Origin of the sequence: Rhizobium sp. Root482 (genome assembly GCF_001426565.1) — a bacterium.
Lineage (GTDB): Bacteria > Pseudomonadota > Alphaproteobacteria > Rhizobiales > Rhizobiaceae > Pararhizobium.
In genome coordinates this window covers 113594-134204 of sequence record NZ_LMFA01000020.1, presented here as the reverse complement: position 1 = coordinate 134204, position 20611 = coordinate 113594, and the positions used below count along the sequence as shown (strand labels likewise).

Here is a 20611-nt window from a genome sequence, read left to right as displayed (position 1 = left end):
AAGGTGCCCGACAGGGCGGATGAGGGACGATCGATCAACCGACAATCAGTTCCGTCCATTTCTGGTTCAGCCAGTCCGATTTCGTCTGGTAGAGATCATAGCGCGGAATGATCGGCTCGATATCGGAGGAGACGGCGGCGAATTCTTCGTCCGTAAGGTCGATCAGGTCGCGCTTGACGGTGGGCGAGGTGCCGACCTTGCGCGACAGGATCGCCTGGATCCCAGGCTGGCTCATATAATCGATGAACACATGCGCTTCCTCGACTTTCTCGGAGGCGCGCGACAGCGCCCAGCAGCCGCTGTCCTGGATGCCGCCTTCCTTGGGGAAGGTCGAGCGCACCGGATTGCCGTCGGCGGCGGCAAGGCCTGTCACGTCGTGGTAATACTGGCCCATCGGGATTTCGCCCGATTTCAGCGCCTGTTCGAACTGCGCCTCGTCGCGATACCAGAGACGGACATTCGGCTTGACTTCGGCCAGCTTGTCGAAGGCCTTCTGGATACCCTCTTCGGTATCGAGCGCATTAGTACCGCCGAAATAGGTCTTGGCCGTCACTTCAAGCAGGAAGGAGTTGGAAACCAGCGCCAGAAGCCCGAGCTTGTCGGCATTGGCCGGATCCCAGAAGGCGGCCCAGGAGGTCGGCGCTTCCTTGTAGACGTCGGTATTGGTGACGAGGGTGATGTACCAGGAAACGGCGCCGATGCCGGCAACGCGACCATCCGGGTATTTATTGACGAACCGATCGATAAGGTTCGCGCCATTCGGAATCTTGGCCATGTCGAGCGGCGCCCACAGTTCGGTTGCCTGGCCCTTGAGCATCGAGACCTGCGACATCATCGAGACATCGGCCGGCGCCTGGCCCGCCTTGGCGGCCTGTTCCAGCTGCACCAGCCAGGCTTCGCCAGTCGGCTCCGCCACCGCTTCGACGGCGATCCCGGTCGCCTTGGTGAATTCCGGGAAGATGTTCTTGTCGAAGGAATCCTTGAAATATCCGCCATAGACGCCGACCTTCAGCGACTTGTCCTGGGCGCGCAGGATGGAGGGCATCGCCAGCATGGAGACGCCGGTAAGCCCGGCCCCCAGCACCGCGCGGCGGCCGACGGTCTGTTTCAGAAATTCGCTCATCGTCGTTCTCCTGTTTGCCGGTGCCATTTTTGGCTTCCGGTCTGTTCCCAAGTTTCCCTCCGGCATGCAAGGCCGGCATTCTTATTCTCAGTATTTCGACGCGGGATGTTCGCACATATCCGGGTGCGGCACCCAAAGCACCCTGCGCGTAAGCACCATTGCAAATCCGCCTGACTTGCTATCCGGGCGCGGCCTCAAAGCAGCGTCCACTTCCTCAAAACCGGCAAAGGATGTCAAGGCCGCAATTCGGCCGAGACATGCCTCAATCCCGCTTCCCGTTCACGAAAGGACTGGACACCATCAGGCTCAAAATCTCGAACAGGACCTGGGCGCCGACATGAGCCGTATTGGTGGTCGCGTCATATTGCGGCGCGACTTCAACGACATCGCCGCCAACGAGATTGATGCCCTTGAGGCCGCGGATCAGTTCCAGCACCTCACGCGTCGTCAGCCCGCCCACTTCCGGCGTGCCGGTGCCTGGCGCGAAGCTCGGATCGACGCTGTCGATATCGAAGGAAAGATAGGTCGGGCCGTCGCCGACGATTGCCTTCGCCTTCTCGATGATCGCCGGAATGCCCATGCCCGTCACTTCCTCGGCGTGGATGACGGTCATGCCGGCCTCGTAGGAGAACTCCCAGAGATATTCCGCCGAACCGCGGATGCCGATCTGCACCGTGCGCGTCGGATCGAGCACGCCATCCAGAACCGCATTGCGGAACGGGCCGCCATGGTGGAATTTCGTCTGGTCGAAGGCACCGCCCGTATCGCAATGCGCGTCGATATGGATCATGCCGACTGGACGCGTCTTGCCCACCGCCTTCATGATCGGATGGGTGATCGAGTGATCGCCGCCCACCGAAAGCGGCACGACGCCGGCATCGACGATCTGGTTGACGCGCTTTTCGATGTCGTCATGGCTGAGTTCCAGCCGGTAGCGGCTCTGGAACGGCACGTCGCCGATATCCGCCACACGAAGGTCAAACACCGGCGCGCAATCGAGCACATGGTTGTAGGGTCCGATCCGCTCGATGGTGCGCAGGGCGCGCGGACCGAAACGCGATCCTGGGCGATTGGTGACGCCGAGATCCATCGGCACGCCAAGGATCGCCACCTGGAGATTGCCGAAATCGGGCTCGTTGGCATCAACCGGCATATAGGGGGCGCTGAGAAAAGTGGGAACGCCCGCATAGGGCGCCAGGCGTGTGCCGCTCTTGGAGAATATCTTGTCTGCGACCTTGCGGAAGGCGGGATCGAACAGTTCGCCGCCATGGCTCGCCCCGTATTTCGCCTTCAACTCCTCGAGCTTTGCTGCGTTCCATGCCATGGCAATCATCTCCTCTTCAGCCAAGGGAGATCATCCGACGAAGTAAAGCTTCTGAAAGCTCTGAAATCGCCAGAAGCGAGACGATTCCGGCCTTGAGCCAAACCACCGTCTTGCGTGTTCCCCAGGCCTTTTTGCCTTTATTGGGATACATTAGGAAACAATTTCATTGAAAAATCAATTGACATTGTTATAGCATTTGATGTGAGAAAAACTCACCATCCAAGCGTTCCGGAAGTCCGACGTGTCCAGCCGCCTGCCCCCGCTCAATCCCCTGCGCGCCTTCGAGGCGACGGCCCGGCGCGGCTCCGTTTCGGCGGCGGCGCGCGAACTCAACGTCACGCATGGAGCGATCAGCCATCAGATACGAGCGCTGGAACTGTCCTTCAACGCAGCTCTCTTCGAGCGCGGCGGCAAGCGGCTGCGACTGACCTCGCAGGGCGCCCTGCTGCTCCCCGCCGTCACCCATGCCTTCGAAGGGATCGCGGCCGCGACCGCCGCCATGACCCGGCCGACCACCAGCGGCGAATTGCGCATCACCTGCGTACCGGCACTTCTGTCCTTCTGGATGATTCCGCGCCTGCACCAGTTCACCGAACAATTTCCCGATGTCCGCCTGACGCTGATCGCCACCAACGATCCTGCCGGCCTTTTCTCCTCCGATATCGATATCTGCCTGCTCTATGGTGACGGCAATTGGCCCGATTGCTGGGCGCGGTTGTGGAGCCGGCTGGAGCTATTCCCGGTCGTCAGCCCGGCACTCCTGAGCACGCGGCCGCTGCGCTCTGTGCGCGATCTGCGCGATCACGTCATCCTGCACGGCGACGACGGTCGCGAATGGAACACCTGGCTTGCGGCCGCCGATGGCATCGATTTCCAGCGCGGGCGCCAGCATTTCATGAGCGATGCCCGGCTTTCGACGGAGGCGGCGCTGCACAACCAGGGCGTGGCGCTCGGCGATACGATCACCGCCGGCAGCCTGATTGCCCGCGGCGAACTGATCGCTCCCTTCGACCTGACGGTGCCGGCCAACGACGCCTTCTATGTCGCCTGCCGCAACGAGGTCCGCGCAGCCCCGATCGTCAAGGTTTTTATCGACTGGCTGTTTTCCGCGCTCGAAAGCGAGCCGATGCCGGAACTGCAGACCTCGGCACGCACCATCATCCGCGCCCGGCCTGCCAAGACCGGGACTCCGGAGCGCCTGCCCGCCAGAGAGGGCTTCCAGCCCGTTTCCTCGCCAACCCGCGACCGGCATGCCGAAAGACCGCCGAAGCGTCGCGCAAAAACATGAACCATGGGACAATCGCAATGCCGCATTTCAATCCGCTGATCGCCAGACTGTCGCCGCCGCCGGTGCCGTCCGTCCTCGCCTGGGCAAGGGCCTATGACGGCGCGCGCGGACCGCTGATCGATCTCAGCCAGGCCGTTCCCGGCTATCCCCCGCATCCCGACATGCTGGCCTGGCTGGCCGAAACCGCCGGCTCTCCCGCCTTTACCGGCTATGGCGCGATCGAGGGCGAGGAGGTCCTGCGCAGCGCCTATGCGGCCCATGTCTCGGCTCTCTACAGGGCGCCGGTCACGACCGGCAATATCCACATCACCTCGGGCTGCAACCAGGCCTTCATCTGCACGATCATGGCGATCGCCGGCGCCGGCGATATGGTGCTGATGACCAATCCGTTCTATTTCAACCAGGAAACCACACTGGCCATGCTGGGCATCGATGTCGAGCTCGTGCCTTGCGATGCGGGACGCGGCTTCCTGCCGGATATCGGGGCGATAGAAGCTGCCCTCAAGCCCGGCATCCGTGCCCTGGCACTCGTCACCCCCAACAATCCCACCGGCGCCGTCTATCCGCCGGAACTGCTGCGGCGGATTTTCGATCTCTGCCGCGCCAACGGCACATGGCTGATCCTCGACGAGACCTATCGGGACTTTCTTGCCGAGGGCAGCGGCGCCCCGCATGACCTGCTTACCGTCGAGGATTGGCAGGACAGCCTTGTCTGCCTCTACAGCTTCTCCAAATCCTTCTGCATTCCCGGTCACCGCCTCGGCGCCGTCACTGCCGGCCCGACCTTGGTGGAGCAGATCGCCAAGGTCATGGACAATCTGCAGATCTGCGCTCCGCGCTCCGCTCAAGCGGCGGTCGCCAAAGCGCTTCCGGCGCTGGACGAATGGCGCGCCGGTAACCGCGCCGAAATCGCCAGGCGCGCAGAGGCGCTGAAACTGGTCATGAGCAGGCTGTCAGGCTGGAAACTCCAGGCGATCGGCGCCTATTTCGCTTATATCCGGCATCCCTATCCCGATATCCGCTCGGAATTCGTCGCGGAAAAGCTGGCAAAGCTCGCCGGGGTCGCCTGCCTGCCGGGCGATTATTTCGGCGAGGGCCAGGAAGGCTATCTGCGCTTTGCCTTTGCCAATGCCGATGCGCCGACCATCCTTCGGCTGGAGGAGCGGCTCTCGACCTTCAACCTGCCGGGCATCTGACCGGCAGGCCACCATCTGGCGGGCAAATCAGCCGCGGCGGGCGACCATGATGCCGGCGAGCACGATGATGCCGCCAACGGCCTGCATCAGCCCGACCGGTTCATTGAGGAGAATCCAGGCGAGGATCGCCGCCACGACCGGCTGCAGCAGCAGCGTCAGCGACGAGAAGGCCGGCGGCAGGAAGGCCAGCGCATAGGTAATCATCCCCTGCCCGCCCGCATGGCTGATAAAGGCCAGCCCTATGAGCATGGCCCAGCCGAACAGCGCCGTGGGCATGAAGCTGCTTTCGAGGAAGAACACCATGGGCGCGATGCAGACCGCCGCCGATGCCGTGCTCCAGACCATGATCCTGTTGGTGGAAAACCGGCTGCGCAAACGGCCGACCGTCAGGATATAGCCGGCATAGAGGACGGCGGCGACGATGGCCGTCGCGTCGCCCGCGAGATCGCCGCCGCCCAGCTTCATCGGCCCGCCCTTCAAGGTGACGACGCCGATCAGCGCCGTGGCGAGACCGACGATGAACAGCCGGCTGACATGGGCGCGAAACAGCGCCCAGGAGCCGAGCGTCACGAAGATCGGGGCGAGATTGGCAAGCAGCGTCGCATTGGCAACCGAGGTCATGTGCAGCGAAAGATGCCAGGCGGCGAGATCGACGGCAAGGAAGACGCCCGGAAGCACCAGCATGGCATAATCCGCAAGCCCCTGCGGACGGGTGTCGGCAGCCGTCTTTTCCGTGGCCTTCGCCCAGATCAGCAGGGGTATGAGCGCCAGCCCCACCCGCCAGAAGGCGGTCGCCATCGGCCCGACCTCGGACAACCGCACGAAGATCGGCGATCCACCGATCGCCGCACCGCCGATCAGAAGTGCTGCAAGCGCAAGGCGGTTTGCCGATGTGGGGGCGGCGGAAGAAATGTCTGACACGGAGAGATCCAATGCATGCTGGCCCGGCGATGCGCCACCCTGACGATAGGAGAAGGCGCTATCAGAAGCCCGCCGCGGAAGACAGCCATTTCTATTGATGGAAGGATGACAATCCTTGAACTGAAACCGCCGCGCCCTTTCGGGCGCGGCGGCTGGAACATGGATTCGAAGGATTGCCCTCAGGCAGCCTCCTCCGGACGGTGGATTGTCTTTACCTCGAGGAAATCCTCGAGCCCGAACTGGCCGCCCTCGCGACCATTCCCCGATTGCTTGTAGCCGCCGAAGGGGCTGCCATAGCGGTGCGGTCCGCCATTGATATGGACCATGCCGGCGCGCAGCCTTGAGGCAACCCGCTCGGCGCGCTTCGGATCGCCTGTCTGGACATAGGCAGCCAGCCCGTAATTCGTATCGTTGGCGATCTCGATCGCCTCTTCCTCCGTCTCGAAAGGCAGGATGGCTAGCACCGGCCCGAAGACTTCCTCGCGGGCGATGCGCATCTGATTATTGACGTCGGCAAAGATCGTCGGCTTGACGAAATAACCGGTCTCGAATCCTTCAGGCTTGCCGGCGCCGCCGACGAGAAGCCGGGCCCCTTCACTGATGCCGGCCTCGATCAGCGCCTGCACGCGGCCGAACTGGATATCGCTGACCAGCGGTCCGATATGGTCACCCTCTTGCGTGGGATCGCCGACCCTCGCTTCGCCGCCAACCCGCGTGGCGATCTCCACGGCCTTGTCGTAGATCGATTTCTGCACCAGGAGACGCGTCGGTGCATCGCAGGACTGGCCGGAATTGTTGAAGCAATCCAGAACGCCGGCGGTGATGCGGTCCTCCAGATCGGCATCCTCGAAGACGATATTCGGCGATTTTCCGCCCAGTTCCAGTGTCACCCGCTTGACCGTTTCGGCCGCGTCCTTGCTGACGGCGATGCCGGCGCGGGTGGAGCCGGTAAACGACATCATGTCGATGTCCTTATGTCTGGAAAGCGCAGCACCCGCATTCGGACCATCGCCATTGACGAGGTTGAAGGTGCCGGCCGGAAAGCCTGCCTCATGGACCATTTCGGCATAGAGCATGGCATTCAGCGGCGTAAACTCGCTCGGCTTCAACACGCAGGTGGCGCCGGTCGCCAAAGCAGGCACGACCTTCAGGGCGATCTGGTTGATCGGCCAGTTCCAGGGCGTGATCAGCCCGCAGACGCCGATCGGCTCGCGCAGCACCACATCGCCGTTCGGCAGCACGTCACGCATCGGCAGGCGCTTCAGCGCATCGATAAAACCCTGCAAATGGCCGACGCCGACATCGCATTGCTGCTCGCGGCACATGGTGGCCGGCGCGCCAAGCTCCAGCGTGACGGTGTCTGCCATCTCCTCATAGCGCCGCTTGTAGATCGACAGCAGTTTTTCCAGAAGCGCAAGCCGCTCCTCGATGCTGGTACGGCTATAGGTGGCAAAGGCCTTCTTGGCGGCAGCGACGGCGCGGTCGATATCGGCGGCCGTCCCCATGGAAATCACCGCCACCGGCTTTTCGGTGGCCGGATTGAGCACCTCCAGATCATTGGCCGTAAGCGGGGCTACCCATTCGCCATTGATATAGAATTTGCGTTTGTCGAGCATCAGGTCTTTCCTTCCCATCAGATCATGCTGTGCCGGCCGTCCCCATCGGCAGACAGGCCATGAAGGCCAAAAGGAACTTGAGCGAACTCCAGTCAAAGCGCAATACGGGAAAACAGGGCATATTCCGCGGGAGCACGACAAAGCAGAGCCCTCGGAATCCCTGGGGATACCGGAGGCTCTACGGGTGCTTTATCGGCCTGACGAAGACTAGATCCCGCCGCAGACGAGCACGGCGACAAAGAGGAATGCGGCAAACAGAACGACGGCCTGGGTCGCCGCATGCCAGGAAAAGGGTGGCCTGACGCCAAGGGGAGATGGACGATTGTGCATGACGTGTTTCAAACCTTGCATCACGTCCTCCATATGAGTTGTGCGGATAGCCCGCCTGCCATGCCGTGTGTCGGTCCTGCCTTTGTCCGTTATTTCCTACTGAATTTATAGATATTATTTTCTTCGATAAGCATCGGCTGGAAAAAATCCGACTTCGCGCCATGCCGTCGTATGAAATGCGTCGCCGGCGTCAATGTTCCCGATTGTACTCCCGTTCGCGCACCAGTCGCGACCACCGCTCGCTGAACCAGGGACTGATCAATGTCACCTCGGCCTTGGCATGCGGTCGCGTCATCGCCGCGTTTTCTTCCGGATAGGTCCAGACCTTGAAGGTCGTCAGATCGTGGATGCCGAAGGTCTGGATCAGTGGGATGTCGGCGGCGTCGCGACCACGCGCGACGGTAATGCGGCCGATACGCGGAATATTGTGACGGGCGTCGAAAATATACCACCCGCCCTCCAGATAGACCTCGAACCAGGCGTTGAAATCCATCGGTGCCGGATCGGCGAGAACACCGATATCACCCATGTAACCGTTGGCGTAGCGCGCAGGAATGTTCAAGGCGCGGCAGAACGTAACGGCGAGATGCGCATAATCGCGGCACACCCCCACCCTTTCCTCATGCGCCTGCACGGCGGTGCGAAAGGCGGATGCATAGCCGTAGCTGAAAGTCAGCCGGTCATGCACGTAATCGCAGATCGCCTGGACGCGCGCCCAGCCGGGCTCTATCCCGCCGAAAAGCCGCCAGGCAAGTTCCCCGAACCGATCGGTCTCGCAGTAGCGGCTGCCGGAAAGATAGGGAAGGCATTCGGCCGGAAGTTTCTCGACGGGAATGATGCCGGCCTGGGATATGACCGGGTCAGGTCGTCCATCGTCCATGATCACCGCATCATAGGTCAGTCGCATATCGCCTTCGGGAACGAGCATGCGGATACAGCTATTGCCGAAGGAATCGGTAATCTCGTCCATCTTGACCACAGGATCGGATATCGGGCCGGTTTCCCTGACGATGTCCTTGCGCCGGGCCTGCTCGACCGAGAGAAACGTCATCATCGGCGTCGGCTGGGCGCATCTGATGCCTATTTCGTATCCAAACCGTATGAACATTGCACACCCTCCATAACCAGGGAAGCAACGGATGGGGCGAAGATTTTGTTCCAGCCATGCAGCAAGGAATAGGAAGACGCGACGAAAGAACTTAGCGGATCAATAACGCCCTGAAATCATTGACATTCGTTCCCGTTGGCCCCGGCACGAACAGATCGCCGCTCGCGCAAAACGCGCTCCAGGCGTCATGGCGGGCAAGATGGGCGCGCGCATCGGCGCCGGCCGTGCGCATGCGGTGGATCGTGCCGCCATCGGCAAAGGCACCGGCATTGTCTTCCGATCCGTCGATGCCGTCCGTATCGGCGGCCAGCGCATGAATGCCATCGATGCCATCGATATCAAGTGCGAAGGACAAAAGGAATTCGCTGTTGCGGCCGCCCTTTCCTTGGGCGCCGGGCGGTATCGTCACCGTAGTTTCGCCGCCCGAAAGGATGACGATCGGCTTTGTGAACGGCCGGCCGCGCGCGGCCGTTTCGCGGGCGATCGCCGCGTGCATGCGGCCGATATCGCGCGCCTCGCCCTCGATCGCGTCCGAAAGAATGACCGCCTCGACGCCCAGCGAACGGGCTCTCGCGGCGGCCGCTTCGAGCGAGACACCTGCCGAGGCGATGACATGATGCGCCTGGCCGGCAAAGGCCGGATGATCGGGCCGGGGCGCATCCGCCTGGCCGGAGCGCAGATGGCGCATGACGGGTTCGGGCAGGGCCAGACCGTAGCGGGCAATAATGGCAAGCGCATCCTGCGCCGTCGAAAAATCCGCGATGGTCGGCCCCGAGGCGACGAAGGCCGGATTGTCGCCCGGGACATCGGAGACGATCAGGCTCACCAGCCGCGCCGGCGCTGCTGCGAAGGCCAGCCGCCCGCTCTTGATGCGCGACACGTGTTTGCGCACGACATTCATCGCCGAGATCGGCGCGCCCGAGGCAAGCAGCGCCCTGTTGACGACAATCTCGTCTTCAAGCGAGAGCCCCGCAGGCGGGGCCGGCAGCAGGGACGAACCGCCGCCCGAGATCAACGCCACGACGAGATCGTCGGGCGTCAAGCCCTCAACAAGTCGCAGCAATTCGGCCGAACCGGCAAGTCCTGCCTCGTCCGGCACAGGATGGGCCGACTGCAGGACGCGGATGCGCTCGCAAACCGCCACCGGTCCGTGCCGGGCCACCACCGCGCCTTCGAGCGGCCCGTCCCAGAGGTTTTCGAAGGCGGCCGCCATCTGGCTCGCGGCCTTGCCGGCGCCGACGACGATCGTGCGGCCTTTCGGCCTTTCGGGCAGATGAGCGCGGATCGCCGTCAGGGGATCGGCAGCCTTGACCGCCGCCTCGAACAGGCTGGTGAGGAAAGCGCGCGGCTCAAGCGACATCGCCATCAACCCGCCATCTCGAAATCATAGACGAACACACCGTCCACGCCGCCTTCGGCCGCCGCGACGATCCGCCTGCCCGCCTTTTCGTGCGCTGGATGGACAAGATAGGCGTCGCGCGCGGCCGCATCGGTAAAATCGATGACAAAGCCGTCGGTATAGCCCCTGCCCAGCCCTTCCGGGCTGACATTGGGACCGATATTTACCGTCAGATAGCCCGGAACCAACCTCTTGAGATCGGCGATATCAGCCAGAATCGACGCCCGTTCGGTCTGCGGGATACTCGCCTTGAAGCGGATGAAGACACAATGGCGGATCATGGCGATTCCTATCTTATTTCGGCGCGCGCACGCGGCCGCTGGTCGTTGCGTTCGTGCGAGAAGATCGCCGCCGGCAGTGGCTGCCGGTTGCGGATGATGTCCGAGCCCTTCTCGCCCATCATGATCGTCGGTCCATTGGTATTGCAGGAGGGAACGCGCGGCATGACCGAACTGTCGCAGACCCGCAGACCTTCGAGCCCATGGACCTTCAGTTCCAGATCGACGACCGCATCAGCGCCGGTTCCCATCTTGCAGGTGCCCACCGGATGGTGATCGGTCTTGGCATTGGCGCAGCCGTAATCGAACAGTTCCTGGTCAGTCATGACCTTCGGACCCGGCAGGCGTTCGGCCATGATGAACGGTTTCAGCGCATTCTGCTGGAAGATTTCCCGGGCGATCTTCAGTCCTTCGATAGACATCTTGCGATCATGCGGATCGCTCCAGTAGTTCGGGTCGATCAGCGGCGCTGCGGCCGGATCGGCGGAGGACAGCCGCACCGTGCCGCGCGAGCGTGGATGCAGATAGGCCGAATTCAGCGTCACCCCGGCATTCCTGAGCTTTTCGACGCCGGCCTCGATGCCGGAGCCGAGGCCGAGATGGAACTGGATATCCGGCGAGCGCGCCTGCGGATCCGCATACCAGAAGCCGCCGGTCTCGAACAGTGACGAGGCCACCGGGCCGGAGCGGAACAGCGCATATTGCAGGCCTGCCCAAAGCGTTCGGTGCAATTTCGCGACACCGTCATAGGTATGGTCGCCGGTGCATTCGGAGATGACGAAGAGATCGAGATGATCCTGCAGATTGCCGCCGACGCCGGCCAGATCGTGCTTCACCTCGACACCGACCGCGCGCAAATGATCCGCCGGACCGATACCGGACTGCAGCAGCAGTTTCGGCGAACCGATGGCGCCGGAGGAGACCAGCACTTCCCGCTCGGCCCTGATCGTCTCCAACCCTTTTGCCGTGGCGATTTCGACGCCAACCGCGCGGGTTCCTTCCAGCACGATCCGCGTCACCCGCGTGCCCAGCCGAACCGTCAGGTTCTTACGGTCGCGGATCGGCGAGAGATAGGCGAGCGAGGCCGAAGAGCGGCGGCGATTGCGCTGGGTCAGTTGATAGAAACCGACGCCGGCCTGCTGCCTGCCGTTGAAATCGTGATTATAGGGAATGCCGAGCTCCTGGCCGGCGCGGATATAGGCATCGCAGATCGGCAATGCCGAAACCGGCATGGAAACGCCAAGCGGCCCGCCATAAGAATGGTAATCGTCAGCAAAGCGCTGGTTGTCTTCCGAACGCTTGAAATAGGGCAGGACGTTACGATAGTCCCAGCCGGCGCAGCCGTCTTCGCTGGCCCAGAGATCGTAATCGGCCGCATTGCCGCGCGTATAAAGCTGCGCATTGATCGAGGAGCCGCCGCCGATCACCTTGGCCTGGGTATAACGCAGCACGCGGCCTTTCATATGCTTCTGCGGCACGGTCTCCCAGCCCCAGCTGGCAACGCCCTTGGTCATCTTGGCAAAGCCGGCCGGCATGTGGAACAGCGGGTTCCAGTCGCCGCCGCCGGCCTCGAGCAGCAGCACCTTCACATCCGCGTCCTCGCTCAACCGGTTGGCCAGCACGCAACCGGCAGGCCCGGCGCCGGTGATGATGTAATCATAGCTCATGTCGTCGTCCTTAAATTCCACTTGCCGAGGAGCATGGCCCCTCATCCGCCCTGCCGGGCACCTTCTCCCCGCGTGCGGGGAGAAGGACCGTGCCGCAAATTCCTTAGTCCCCTCTCCCCGTTTACGGGGAGAGGGCTAGGGTGAGGGTGAGGGTGAGGGTGAGGGGCAATCACAACAAGACACTCTCTCTACAACCGCCCGATCGAAAGCCCGCCATCGGCTGATACCACCGAGCCCGTGGCGAAACCGAAGCTGCCGCTGGCGAGCGCCGCGACCATGCGGCCGATATCCTCGGCCTCGCCCCAGCGCCGCATCGGCACGAGGCCGCCGTCGATCAGGGCGTCGTATTTCGCGGAGACCCCCGCCGTCATGTCCGATCGGATGATGCCCGGCCGCACCTCGAAGACGGAAATTCCGGTCTCCGCCAGGCGCAGGGCCAGCCCTTGCGAAAAGGCCGCAAGCCCGGCCTTGCTCATGCAGTAGTCCAGCCGTTCCGGCGAAGACAGGGTCGCGGACACAGAGGTGATGTTGATCACTGAACGGTTCTTCACGCCGGATTGCTGCGCCAGCATCGCCCTGACGACGGCCTGGGTGAAGAACACCGTTCCGCGCAGATTGGTGGCCATGATCGCGTCGAAATTTGCCGGGGCCAGATCAAGAAAATCGCCGCGCATCACCGATGCCATGCCAGCATTGTTGACGAGGCAGTCGATCGACCCGAACGCATCGAGCACCGCATCGACCGTCGCCCGGTGTCCGGACAGAACCGAAAGATCAGCCTTCAGGAATACCGCCCTCGCACCGAGCGTCCCCAGATCATCGAGCACCGAGCCGAGCTGGTCCGCCTCGCCGATGCCGGTGATGGCGATATCGTAGCCGCCTTTCGCCAGCGCCTTGGCAATACCGAGGCCGATGCCGCGGCGGCCGCCGGTGACGATGGCGAGGGGACGTTTTTCATCCGTCATGCCGCCAAATCCTTCGATGTGATGTGATCGGCGACCCTGAGCGCCTGCGCCGCCACCGTCAACGCCGGATTGACGGCGGCCGAGGTCGGCAGGAAGCTCGCATCGACGACGAACAGGTTCTGATGATCAAAGGCGCGGCAATAGACGTCGAGCGGCGAGAGTGTCGGATCGTCGCCCATCCGCACCGTGCCGCACTGGTGCGACGGCGTACGCTTGTCGAAGGGCCGCGACAGGACGATCGGGAAACCCGCCGCCTTTAGCGCCTGTTTCAACTTCTTCACCAGCATCAGATGCGCCGGCCAGTTGGTGCGCACCCATTGCAGCACGATGCGCTCGCCATCGACCATGATCCGGCTTTCCGGATGCGGGATATCCTCGCTCATCGCGTAGAAATCAATGGCATGCGCCGAGACCCGATCGAGCAGCCATTCCGGCAGTCTCGGCAGGTTGGCCTTGAGGATACGGCCGGAAATCCGCCCGAGAAGCTGCACATTGCCGAGCGGCGGCCTGCCCTCCCCGTCAGACAGATAATAATCGTTGAAGCCGAAGGTCTTCTGATAGATCGAATCATTCCTGAACCACGGCGAAATCGCCAGCACGGCGCTCGAATTGTGGTTCATGAAATTACGGCCGACCTGGTCGGAGCTGTTGGCAAGGCCTTTCGGGTGAACAGCATTGGCCGAGCGCAGCAGCAGCGCCGCCGACTGGACGGCGCCGGCCGACAGGATGACGAGTTTCGGCGTGACCGACTGTTCGGCGCCGTCGCGAACATAGTGCACCGTCTCAATGCGCTTGCCGTCGGGCGCCGTCTCGAGCCGCGTCACTCGCGATCCGGTCTGCAGCCGCACATTGGGATGCTGCAGGGCAACCGCCAGCGCCGCCGTCTCCGCGTCCATCTTGCCGTCGAAGCTATTGGGATGCGCGTCCCAAGGCGTCTTTGCCTTGCCGAGCCATTTGTCGATATCGACGCCGAGCGGCAGCGAATAGGGGTTGAGGCCGTTGCGCTTGAGCTTTTCGCGCACGCGGGCGATCGGCGGCTCGTCCGGCACGGGTGCGAACGGATAGGGCTGCGAATGATCGGGCTCGGTCGGATCCTCGCCAAGGCTGCCACGCACCTGGTAGAGCTGTTCGGCGCGGCCGTACCAGGGCTCCAGTTCCTCATAGGCGAAGGGCCAGGCGGGCGAGACGCCTTCCAGATGTGCCATTTCGGCGAAATCCTCGCGGCGGTAGCGCACCATCACCGCGCCGAAGAATTTCGAATTGCCGCCGACATTGTAATAATTGCCGGGATTGAAGCTGGTGCCGTCGGCCTCGTACCAGCTTTCCTTCGGGCGGAAATGGCCGCGCTGGAAGATTGCCCGCTGGTCGCGGTTTTCCGGCCGGTCTTCGATATGACCGCCGGCCTCCAGGATGAGGATGTCGGCACCGGAACCGGCGAGCGCCGACGCGATCGTCGCGCCGCCGATGCCGGAGCCGATGATGACTATATCGGGCTGACCATTCATGACGATATCAGCCGATCCGCTGCTGGCTTCGCGGGTCGAAATAGACCGCCTTGTCCAGGTTGAAGGCAAGCCGGGTCACGTGGCCCGGTGCGATGCGGGCATCGGCGCGCAGGCGTGCCACCACTTCCTTGCCGCCAAGCTTGGTGACCGCGAATGTGTCGGAACCGGCCGGCTCCACCACCTCGATCAGGCAATCGCCCTCCACCAGCGAACGGGCATTGCGATCGGCACCATCGGGATCGGTCAGCGCTTCCGGCCGGATACCGAAGACGATCTGCTTTCCCGCATGGGCGGCAAGGCCGCTTACCTGCGGCACCGGCAGGCGCAACGGCTCGGCATCCGGGCGCTCCAGCGAAACGCTGAGATCGCCGCCACCGCCCTCGACGGTTGCGGTCAGGAGGTTCATGGCCGGCGAGCCCATGAAATCGGCGACGAACAGGTTGGCCGGGTTGTTGTAGATTTCGGACGGCGTTCCGAACTGCTGCAAAATCCCGTCCTTCAGGACCGCGATCTTGGTGGCCAGCGTCATCGCCTCGATCTGGTCATGGGTGACATAGACGATCGTCGTCTTCATGCGCTGGTGCAGGCGCTTGATCTCGGTGCGCATGTCGACGCGCAGTTTGGCATCGAGGTTGGACAAGGGCTCGTCGAACAGGAAGACCTGCGGGTTGCGCACCAGCGCCCGGCCCATGGCGACGCGCTGGCGCTGCCCGCCGGAAAGCTGGCTCGGCTTGCGCTCCAGGAGATGGCCGATCTGCAGCATGTCGGCGACCTGGTGGATCGCCTTCTCGCGCTCCTCCTTCGGCACGCCGCGGATTTCCATGCCGAAGGCGATGTTGCCGGCCACCGTCATATTCGGATAGAGCGCATAGGACTGGAACACCATGGCGATATCGCGCTTGGACGGGTGGAGCCCCGCCACCGACTTGCCGTTGATGGAGATTTCACCCGAGGTAATCGGCTCCAGCCCGGCAATCGTGTTGAGCAGCGTCGATTTTCCGCAGCCGGACGGGCCGACGAGAACCAGGAAGCCGCCCTCGTCGATTTCCAGGTTGATGTCTTTCAGGATTTCCAGCGAGCCGTAGGACTTGCGCAGATTGGTGATTTTCAAAAAGGACATGAACTTACCCCTTCACGGCGCCGGACATCAGGCCGCGCACGAAATAGCGGCCGGACACGATATAGACGACGAGCGTTGGCAGGGCGGCGAGGATCGCGCCTGCGAAATGGACATTGTATTCCTTGACCCCCGTGGAGGAGGAAACGAGATTGTTGAGCGCCACCGTCATCGGCACCGAATTGGCGCCGGAGAACGAAGCTCCGAACAGGAAGTCGTTCCAGATATTGGTGAACTGCCAGATGACGGAGACGACGATGATCGGCCCGGACGACGGCAGAAGGATGCGCCGGAAAATCTGGAAGAAGCTCGCCCCATCGATCTGCGCCGCCCGCACCAATTCCGTTGGGAAGGCCTCGTAGTAATTGCGGAAATAGAGCGTGGTGAAGCCGAGGCCGTAGATGACATGGACGAAGATCAGCCCGGGCACGGAACCCGCCAGCCCGATCATGCCGAGAATGCGGGCCATCGGGATCAGCACGATCTGGAACGGAATGAAGCAGGACAAAAGCAGCATGCCGAAGAAGATGCCGGAACCCGGAAACCGCCATTTCGTCAGCACATAGCCGTTGAGCGCGCCGAGAATGGTGGAGATCGCCACGGCCGGAATGACCATCAGGATCGAGTTGATGAAGAAGGGCTTGAGGCCGGTCGGCTGCACGCCGATCTGCGCCGTCGACCAGGCGGAAAGCCAAGGCGCGATCGTCCATGTCTGCGGCAGGTTGAGCATGCCGCCCAGGCGGATTTCATCCAGCGGTTTGAACGAATTGACCACCATCACATAGAGCGGCAGCAGCGAATAGGCTGCAAACAGGATGAGCACGGCATAGATGAGCGCGCGCGTCAGCCGGTTCGAGGAGATTGCGTTGTCGGAGCTCTGCACACTCATGCGCGCTTCTCCCCTCTGATTTCGGAGTAGAGATAGGGAATGATGATGGAGAAGATCATCGCCAGCATGATGATCGCCGAGGAGGCGCCGATGCCCATCTGGTTGCGGGTGAAAGTGTAGGAATACATGAAGGTTGCCGGAAGCTCGGTCGCCTGCCCCGGCCCGCCGCCGGTCAGCGCCACGACCAGATCGTAGGCCTTGATGGCAAGATGGGCGAGCACGACGAAGGCGGAGAGAAACACAGGCCGCATCAGGGGAATGATGATCCGCCGGTAGATCGTCGTCGACGAAGCGCCGTCGATCTGGGCCGCCTTGATGATCTCATTGTCGACGCCGCGAAGACCGGCGAGGAACATGGCCATGATGAAACCGGTGGACTGCCAGACAGCGGCGATCACCACGCAATAGATGGCGTAGTTGCGATCCTTGATCCAGTCGAAGGTAAAGCTTTCCCAGCCCCAGAGATGCATGGTGTTTTCGAGCCCGATGCCGGGATCGAGAAACCATTTCCAGGCCGTGCCGGTAACGATAAAGGACAGCGCCATCGGATAGAGATAGATCGGCCGGAGCAGCCCCTCGGCACGGATCTTCTGGTCGAGCAGGATGGCAAGGCCGAGGCCCAGAACCGAGCATATGCCGATATAGAGCGTCGCAAAGATCGCCAGATTGGAGATCGCCCGCCACCAGTGCGGCAGCGCCCAGAGCTTGGAATAATTGCTCAAACCCACGAAATTGTAGGACGGCAGCATCTTGCTATCGGTCATCGACAGGAAGCCGGTATAGGCAATGAAGCCATAGACGAAGACGAGGACGATGAGGAAGCTGGGAGCAAGCACCAGTTTTGGCACAATATCCTGCAGCCGGCTGCGGCTATCCATAGCGACTACCACCGTAAAATTTAAGTGAAATCAAATGCCCCTCACCCTAGCCCTCTCCCCGCTGGCGGGGAGAGGGGACGACGGAGCTTGCCGCTTATCCCTTCTCCCCATGAATGGGGAGAAGGTGCCCGATAGGGCGGATGAGGGGTAAACGCTGGCGCCAGTGATTGACGGATTACTGTGCGGCTGCAACAGCGGCCGGCAGTTCCTTGACGGCGTCTTCGGCGGACAGTTCACCGTTGAACTGGCGCGTCACGACGTCGTAGATGGCGTTCTTGACGGCTGCCGGATTGGCATGGCCATGCGCCATGGAACCGAACAGCTTGCCGCTCTTGTCGGCCTCGGCCAGGTCGGCGATTGCCTTCTTGCCGCAGGCGTCGAACGCTTCGTTGGAAACGTCCGTGCGGGCCGGTGCCGAACCCTTGACCACGTTGAAGGCCGACTGGAAGGTCGGGCTTTCGATCGCGGCCGCCATCTGCATCTGGGCCGGAACCTTGTCTTCGGAAACCTTGAACATCGCGAACTGGTCGGAGTTGAAGGTAACGGAGCCCTGGGTTTCCGGGTAGCGCATGCAGACGAAATCGGTGCCGGGCACCTTCTTGGCCTTGACGAACTCGCCCTTTGCCCAATCGCCCATGAACTGGACGCCGGCCTTGCCTTCGATGACCATGGCGGAAGCCAGGTTCCAGTCACGGCCGGAGAAGTTGTCGTCCACATAGGAACGCAGCTTGGTCATGCGGTCGAAGGCGGTCTTCATCTTATCGCCGCCAAGGGCTGCCGGATCGAGATCGATGAAGGCCTGCTTGTAGAAATCGGTGCCGAGCGAAAGCACGACGGCGTCGAAGATCGTCGCATCCTGCCAGGGCTGGCCGCCATGGGCGATCGGGGTAATGCCCTGCTCCTTGAAATTGTCGAGCAGTGCGACCAGTTCGTCCCAGTTCTGCGGCTCCTTGCCGCCGGCCTTGTCGAGCGCCGCCTTGTTGATCCACATCCAGTTGGTGGAGTGAACATTGACCGGAGCCGCGATCCAGTGGCCGTCATATTTCGAGAACTGCTGCAGGGCAGCCGGAATGACCTTGTCCCAGCCTTCCTTGGCAGCGATTTCGTCGAGATTGCCGAGTGCGCCTTCCTTGGCCCAATCGAGAATGTCGAAACCGAGCATCTGAACGGCCGTCGGGGCATTGCCGGCGGTAACGCGGGCGCGCAGGACGGTCATGGCTTCCGTGCCGCCGCCGCCGGCAACCGGCATGTCGGTCCACGAAATATCCTTGCTCTCAAGGTCCTTCTTCAGGACGTCGAGCGCCGCCGCTTCGCCGCCGGATGTCCACCAGTGCAGAACCTCGACGCTCTCCGCCGCATTCGCGGCCGAGCCGCCTGCCATGCAGCCGACCATGATGGCCGCTACTGCCGTCGTCGTGAAAAACTTGCGCATTATATTCCTCCCATTTTGCAAGTCGTGATGCGGGAACTCCTCCCCGCCATTGATGCCGTCCCGTTTCACAGGCAGCAATTGCTCTGCGGCATTGCCGCTACTTCATTTAAAACGTTATAAGTCCCGTCAAGTCAAGCACCCCGCACCGTCGGCGCCTATCGCCGTGCGGTAACCTTAACCCGCTGAAATCCTCGCATTAAAACCACATCTTTGATGGTTTGCCTTCCGTGCGCATTCCATAAATTCAACGATTTAAAACGTTTGCATAAAAGCCGTTGCAGAAGCCCCTGTCTGGCGTTACAAAAGCGGCTTGTCATCGCCCCACCGGAGTATCTCATTGGCCGACACGCCCGAACCCGCGCCATCGAGAGCCCGGCCGAAAAGCGGCAAGCCGACCCTGCGGACGATCGCCGATCTCACCGGTTTTGCCGTGACCACGGTATCGCGCGCACTTGGCAATGCGCCGCAGATTTCGGTCGAGACCCGCAGGCGCGTCCATGAGGTGGCGGCCGAGATCGGCTACCTGCCAGACCGCGCCGCCCAGCGCCTGAAGACCGGCCGCACCAATGTCATCAGCGTTCTTCTCGACCCGCACGAGGAAATCCTCGGCTACGGCATCTCGCTGATGCATGGGCTGGCAAAGGCGCTGAAGGACACGCCCTATCACTTGATCGTCACGCCCAATTTCATCAACGACAGCAATGTCGATGCCGTCCGGCATATCGTCCGCAACGGCATGGCCGACGGGCTGATCTTTTCGCGCACCGAACCCTTCGACCCGCGCGTGCGCCTGCTTCTCGAAAACGGCTTTCCCTTCGTCACTCATGGACGAACCGAATTCTCCACCCCGCATCCCTATGTCGATTACGACAATTTCGCCTTCGCCTATGAGGCGACCAGGCGGTTGATCAGCCGGGGCCGCCGCAAGCCGATGATCATCCTGCCGCCCAAGCGCATGACGTTTACCCAGCACCTGCTGCACGGCTTCATGACCGCCGTGCGCGAAGCCGGCGTCGCCTACGAAATTCCCGACGAGATCGACCTCGACTGTCCCGTCGAGCAGATTCGCGACTATATGAGCAGGCGCGCCGGAAAGCCGGACGCCCCCGACGGTTTTGCCTGCGGCGGCGAAGTCTCGGCGCTGGCGACGATCACCGGCATGAGCGACCACGGCCTGACGCTCGGTATCGAATACGACATCGTCGCCAAGCGGACCTCCAAGCTGCTCAGCCAGATCCAGCCGAAGGTCGAGACCATCTACGAGGACCTGACCGACACCGGCGAACAGATGGGCCGCGTCCTGCTCGCCCGGATCGCCGGCGAGGATGCGGCCGGCCTGCAGGTCCTGCTGAAGCCGCAGATTGGGTTTGCGGAGGTTTGAGGCGTCGGCTGCCGTGTTCGCGGCTTCACCCCCCTCTGTCCCTCCGGGACATCTCCCCCTCAAGGGGGGAGATGAGCCGCAACCACTGTGGCCCCAGGGAAAAAGAACAATCTCCCCCCTTGAGGGAGAGATGTCACGAAGTGACAGAGGGGGGTAAACTTCCTCGATCTCAGTCGGATAAATGAAACAGCAAG

Annotated in this window: 18 protein-coding genes; 3 read left to right on the top strand and 15 right to left on the bottom strand. The window is 62.2% G+C overall.

Annotation, left to right across the window (positions count from 1 at the left end):
- Positions 1–34: 34 nt before the first annotated feature.
- Positions 35–1123: an ABC transporter substrate-binding protein gene (locus ASD31_RS12835; protein ID WP_056333985.1), complete on the bottom strand. Its 1089-nt coding sequence runs from the start codon at positions 1121–1123 to the stop codon at positions 35–37.
- 262 nt (positions 1124–1385) lie between these two features.
- Complete coding sequence (gene speB / locus ASD31_RS12830) at positions 1386–2447, bottom strand: agmatinase (RefSeq protein ID WP_056333982.1); 1062 nt, start codon at positions 2445–2447, stop codon at positions 1386–1388.
- 241 nt (positions 2448–2688) lie between these two features.
- On the opposite strand from speB, the gene ASD31_RS12825 reads away from it, so the two are divergent.
- Positions 2689–3735 (top strand): LysR substrate-binding domain-containing protein, encoded by a 1047-nt coding sequence (locus tag ASD31_RS12825; protein ID WP_056333979.1) that lies wholly within the window; start codon positions 2689–2691, stop codon positions 3733–3735.
- 17 nt (positions 3736–3752) lie between these two features.
- The gene (locus tag ASD31_RS12820; RefSeq protein WP_056333976.1) at positions 3753–4931 is read left to right on the top strand and encodes an aminotransferase; all 1179 of its coding nucleotides are present in this window, start codon (positions 3753–3755) and stop codon (positions 4929–4931) included.
- A gap of 27 nt (positions 4932–4958) precedes the next feature.
- Here the strand turns inward: ASD31_RS12820 and ASD31_RS12815 are convergent, their stop codons facing one another.
- From ASD31_RS12815 to ASD31_RS12760, 13 genes are all read right to left on the bottom strand, one after another.
- Positions 4959–5864: a DMT family transporter gene (locus ASD31_RS12815; protein ID WP_056333973.1), complete on the bottom strand. Its 906-nt coding sequence runs from the start codon at positions 5862–5864 to the stop codon at positions 4959–4961.
- 167 nt (positions 5865–6031) lie between these two features.
- A complete protein-coding gene (locus ASD31_RS12810) occupies positions 6032–7468 on the bottom strand; it encodes an aldehyde dehydrogenase family protein (RefSeq protein WP_056333970.1) in 1437 nt (478 codons plus the stop codon).
- 207 nt (positions 7469–7675) lie between these two features.
- The gene (locus ASD31_RS25990) at positions 7676–7819 is read right to left on the bottom strand and encodes a hypothetical protein (RefSeq protein ID WP_156392640.1); all 144 of its coding nucleotides are present in this window, start codon (positions 7817–7819) and stop codon (positions 7676–7678) included.
- A 169-nt stretch (positions 7820–7988) separates the two neighbouring features.
- Positions 7989–8906: a transglutaminase-like domain-containing protein gene (locus ASD31_RS12805; RefSeq protein ID WP_056333967.1), complete on the bottom strand. Its 918-nt coding sequence runs from the start codon at positions 8904–8906 to the stop codon at positions 7989–7991.
- Positions 8907–8997: 91 nt separating this feature from the next.
- On the bottom strand, positions 8998–10266 hold the full coding sequence (locus tag ASD31_RS12800) for a glycerate kinase (RefSeq protein WP_056334684.1): 1269 nt from the start codon (positions 10264–10266) through the stop codon (positions 8998–9000).
- Positions 10267–10271: 5 nt separating this feature from the next.
- Complete coding sequence (locus ASD31_RS12795; RefSeq protein WP_056333964.1) at positions 10272–10586, bottom strand: Dabb family protein; 315 nt, start codon at positions 10584–10586, stop codon at positions 10272–10274.
- A gap of 8 nt (positions 10587–10594) precedes the next feature.
- Positions 10595–12250, bottom strand: a complete 1656-nt coding sequence (locus tag ASD31_RS12790) for a GMC family oxidoreductase (RefSeq protein ID WP_056333962.1) — start codon at positions 12248–12250, stop codon at positions 10595–10597.
- 188 nt (positions 12251–12438) lie between these two features.
- Positions 12439–13215 (bottom strand): 3-ketoacyl-ACP reductase, encoded by a 777-nt coding sequence (locus ASD31_RS12785; RefSeq protein WP_056333959.1) that lies wholly within the window; start codon positions 13213–13215, stop codon positions 12439–12441.
- On the bottom strand, positions 13212–14720 hold the full coding sequence (locus ASD31_RS12780) for a GMC oxidoreductase (RefSeq protein WP_056333956.1): 1509 nt from the start codon (positions 14718–14720) through the stop codon (positions 13212–13214). The genes ASD31_RS12785 and ASD31_RS12780 overlap by 4 nt, the downstream gene beginning before the upstream one ends.
- 7 nt (positions 14721–14727) lie before the next feature.
- Positions 14728–15840 (bottom strand): ABC transporter ATP-binding protein, encoded by a 1113-nt coding sequence (locus ASD31_RS12775; RefSeq protein WP_056333952.1) that lies wholly within the window; start codon positions 15838–15840, stop codon positions 14728–14730.
- Between the two features lie 4 nt (positions 15841–15844).
- Positions 15845–16726: a carbohydrate ABC transporter permease gene (locus ASD31_RS12770; RefSeq protein ID WP_056333949.1), complete on the bottom strand. Its 882-nt coding sequence runs from the start codon at positions 16724–16726 to the stop codon at positions 15845–15847.
- Positions 16723–17604, bottom strand: coding sequence for a carbohydrate ABC transporter permease (locus ASD31_RS12765; protein WP_056333946.1), 882 nt, complete (start codon positions 17602–17604; stop codon positions 16723–16725). The genes ASD31_RS12770 and ASD31_RS12765 overlap by 4 nt, the downstream gene beginning before the upstream one ends.
- A gap of 175 nt (positions 17605–17779) precedes the next feature.
- A complete protein-coding gene (locus ASD31_RS12760) occupies positions 17780–18997 on the bottom strand; it encodes an ABC transporter substrate-binding protein (protein WP_244483852.1) in 1218 nt (405 codons plus the stop codon).
- Positions 18998–19367: 370 nt separating this feature from the next.
- On the opposite strand from ASD31_RS12760, the gene ASD31_RS12755 reads away from it, so the two are divergent.
- Positions 19368–20417, top strand: coding sequence for a LacI family transcriptional regulator (locus tag ASD31_RS12755; RefSeq protein WP_056334680.1), 1050 nt, complete (start codon positions 19368–19370; stop codon positions 20415–20417).
- Positions 20418–20611: the final 194 nt, after the last annotated feature.

What these genes read in the sequence shown, in the direction of transcription:
- ASD31_RS12800 (WP_056334684.1), bottom strand. Translation starts at nt 10,266, where the DNA reads ATGTCGCTTGAGCCGCGCGCTTTCCTCACCAGCCTGTTCGAGGCGGCG.
- ASD31_RS12810 (WP_056333970.1), bottom strand. Translation starts at nt 7,468, where the DNA reads ATGCTCGACAAACGCAAATTCTATATCAATGGCGAATGGGTAGCCCCG.
- ASD31_RS12760 (WP_244483852.1), bottom strand. Translation starts at nt 18,997, where the DNA reads ATGGTCGGCTGCATGGCAGGCGGCTCGGCCGCGAATGCGGCGGAGAGC.
- ASD31_RS12775 (WP_056333952.1), bottom strand. Translation starts at nt 15,840, where the DNA reads ATGTCCTTTTTGAAAATCACCAATCTGCGCAAGTCCTACGGCTCGCTG.
- ASD31_RS12780 (WP_056333956.1), bottom strand. Translation starts at nt 14,720, where the DNA reads ATGAATGGTCAGCCCGATATAGTCATCATCGGCTCCGGCATCGGCGGC.
- ASD31_RS12805 (WP_056333967.1), bottom strand. Translation starts at nt 8,906, where the DNA reads ATGTTCATACGGTTTGGATACGAAATAGGCATCAGATGCGCCCAGCCG.
- ASD31_RS12835 (WP_056333985.1), bottom strand. Translation starts at nt 1,123, where the DNA reads ATGAGCGAATTTCTGAAACAGACCGTCGGCCGCCGCGCGGTGCTGGGG.
- ASD31_RS12820 (WP_056333976.1), top strand. Translation starts at nt 3,753, where the DNA reads ATGCCGCATTTCAATCCGCTGATCGCCAGACTGTCGCCGCCGCCGGTG.
- ASD31_RS25990 (WP_156392640.1), bottom strand. Translation starts at nt 7,819, where the DNA reads ATGCAAGGTTTGAAACACGTCATGCACAATCGTCCATCTCCCCTTGGC.
- ASD31_RS12795 (WP_056333964.1), bottom strand. Translation starts at nt 10,586, where the DNA reads ATGATCCGCCATTGTGTCTTCATCCGCTTCAAGGCGAGTATCCCGCAG.
- ASD31_RS12765 (WP_056333946.1), bottom strand. Translation starts at nt 17,604, where the DNA reads ATGGATAGCCGCAGCCGGCTGCAGGATATTGTGCCAAAACTGGTGCTT.
- ASD31_RS12770 (WP_056333949.1), bottom strand. Translation starts at nt 16,726, where the DNA reads ATGAGTGTGCAGAGCTCCGACAACGCAATCTCCTCGAACCGGCTGACG.
- ASD31_RS12785 (WP_056333959.1), bottom strand. Translation starts at nt 13,215, where the DNA reads ATGACGGATGAAAAACGTCCCCTCGCCATCGTCACCGGCGGCCGCCGC.
- speB (WP_056333982.1), bottom strand. Translation starts at nt 2,447, where the DNA reads ATGGCATGGAACGCAGCAAAGCTCGAGGAGTTGAAGGCGAAATACGGG.
- ASD31_RS12790 (WP_056333962.1), bottom strand. Translation starts at nt 12,250, where the DNA reads ATGAGCTATGATTACATCATCACCGGCGCCGGGCCTGCCGGTTGCGTG.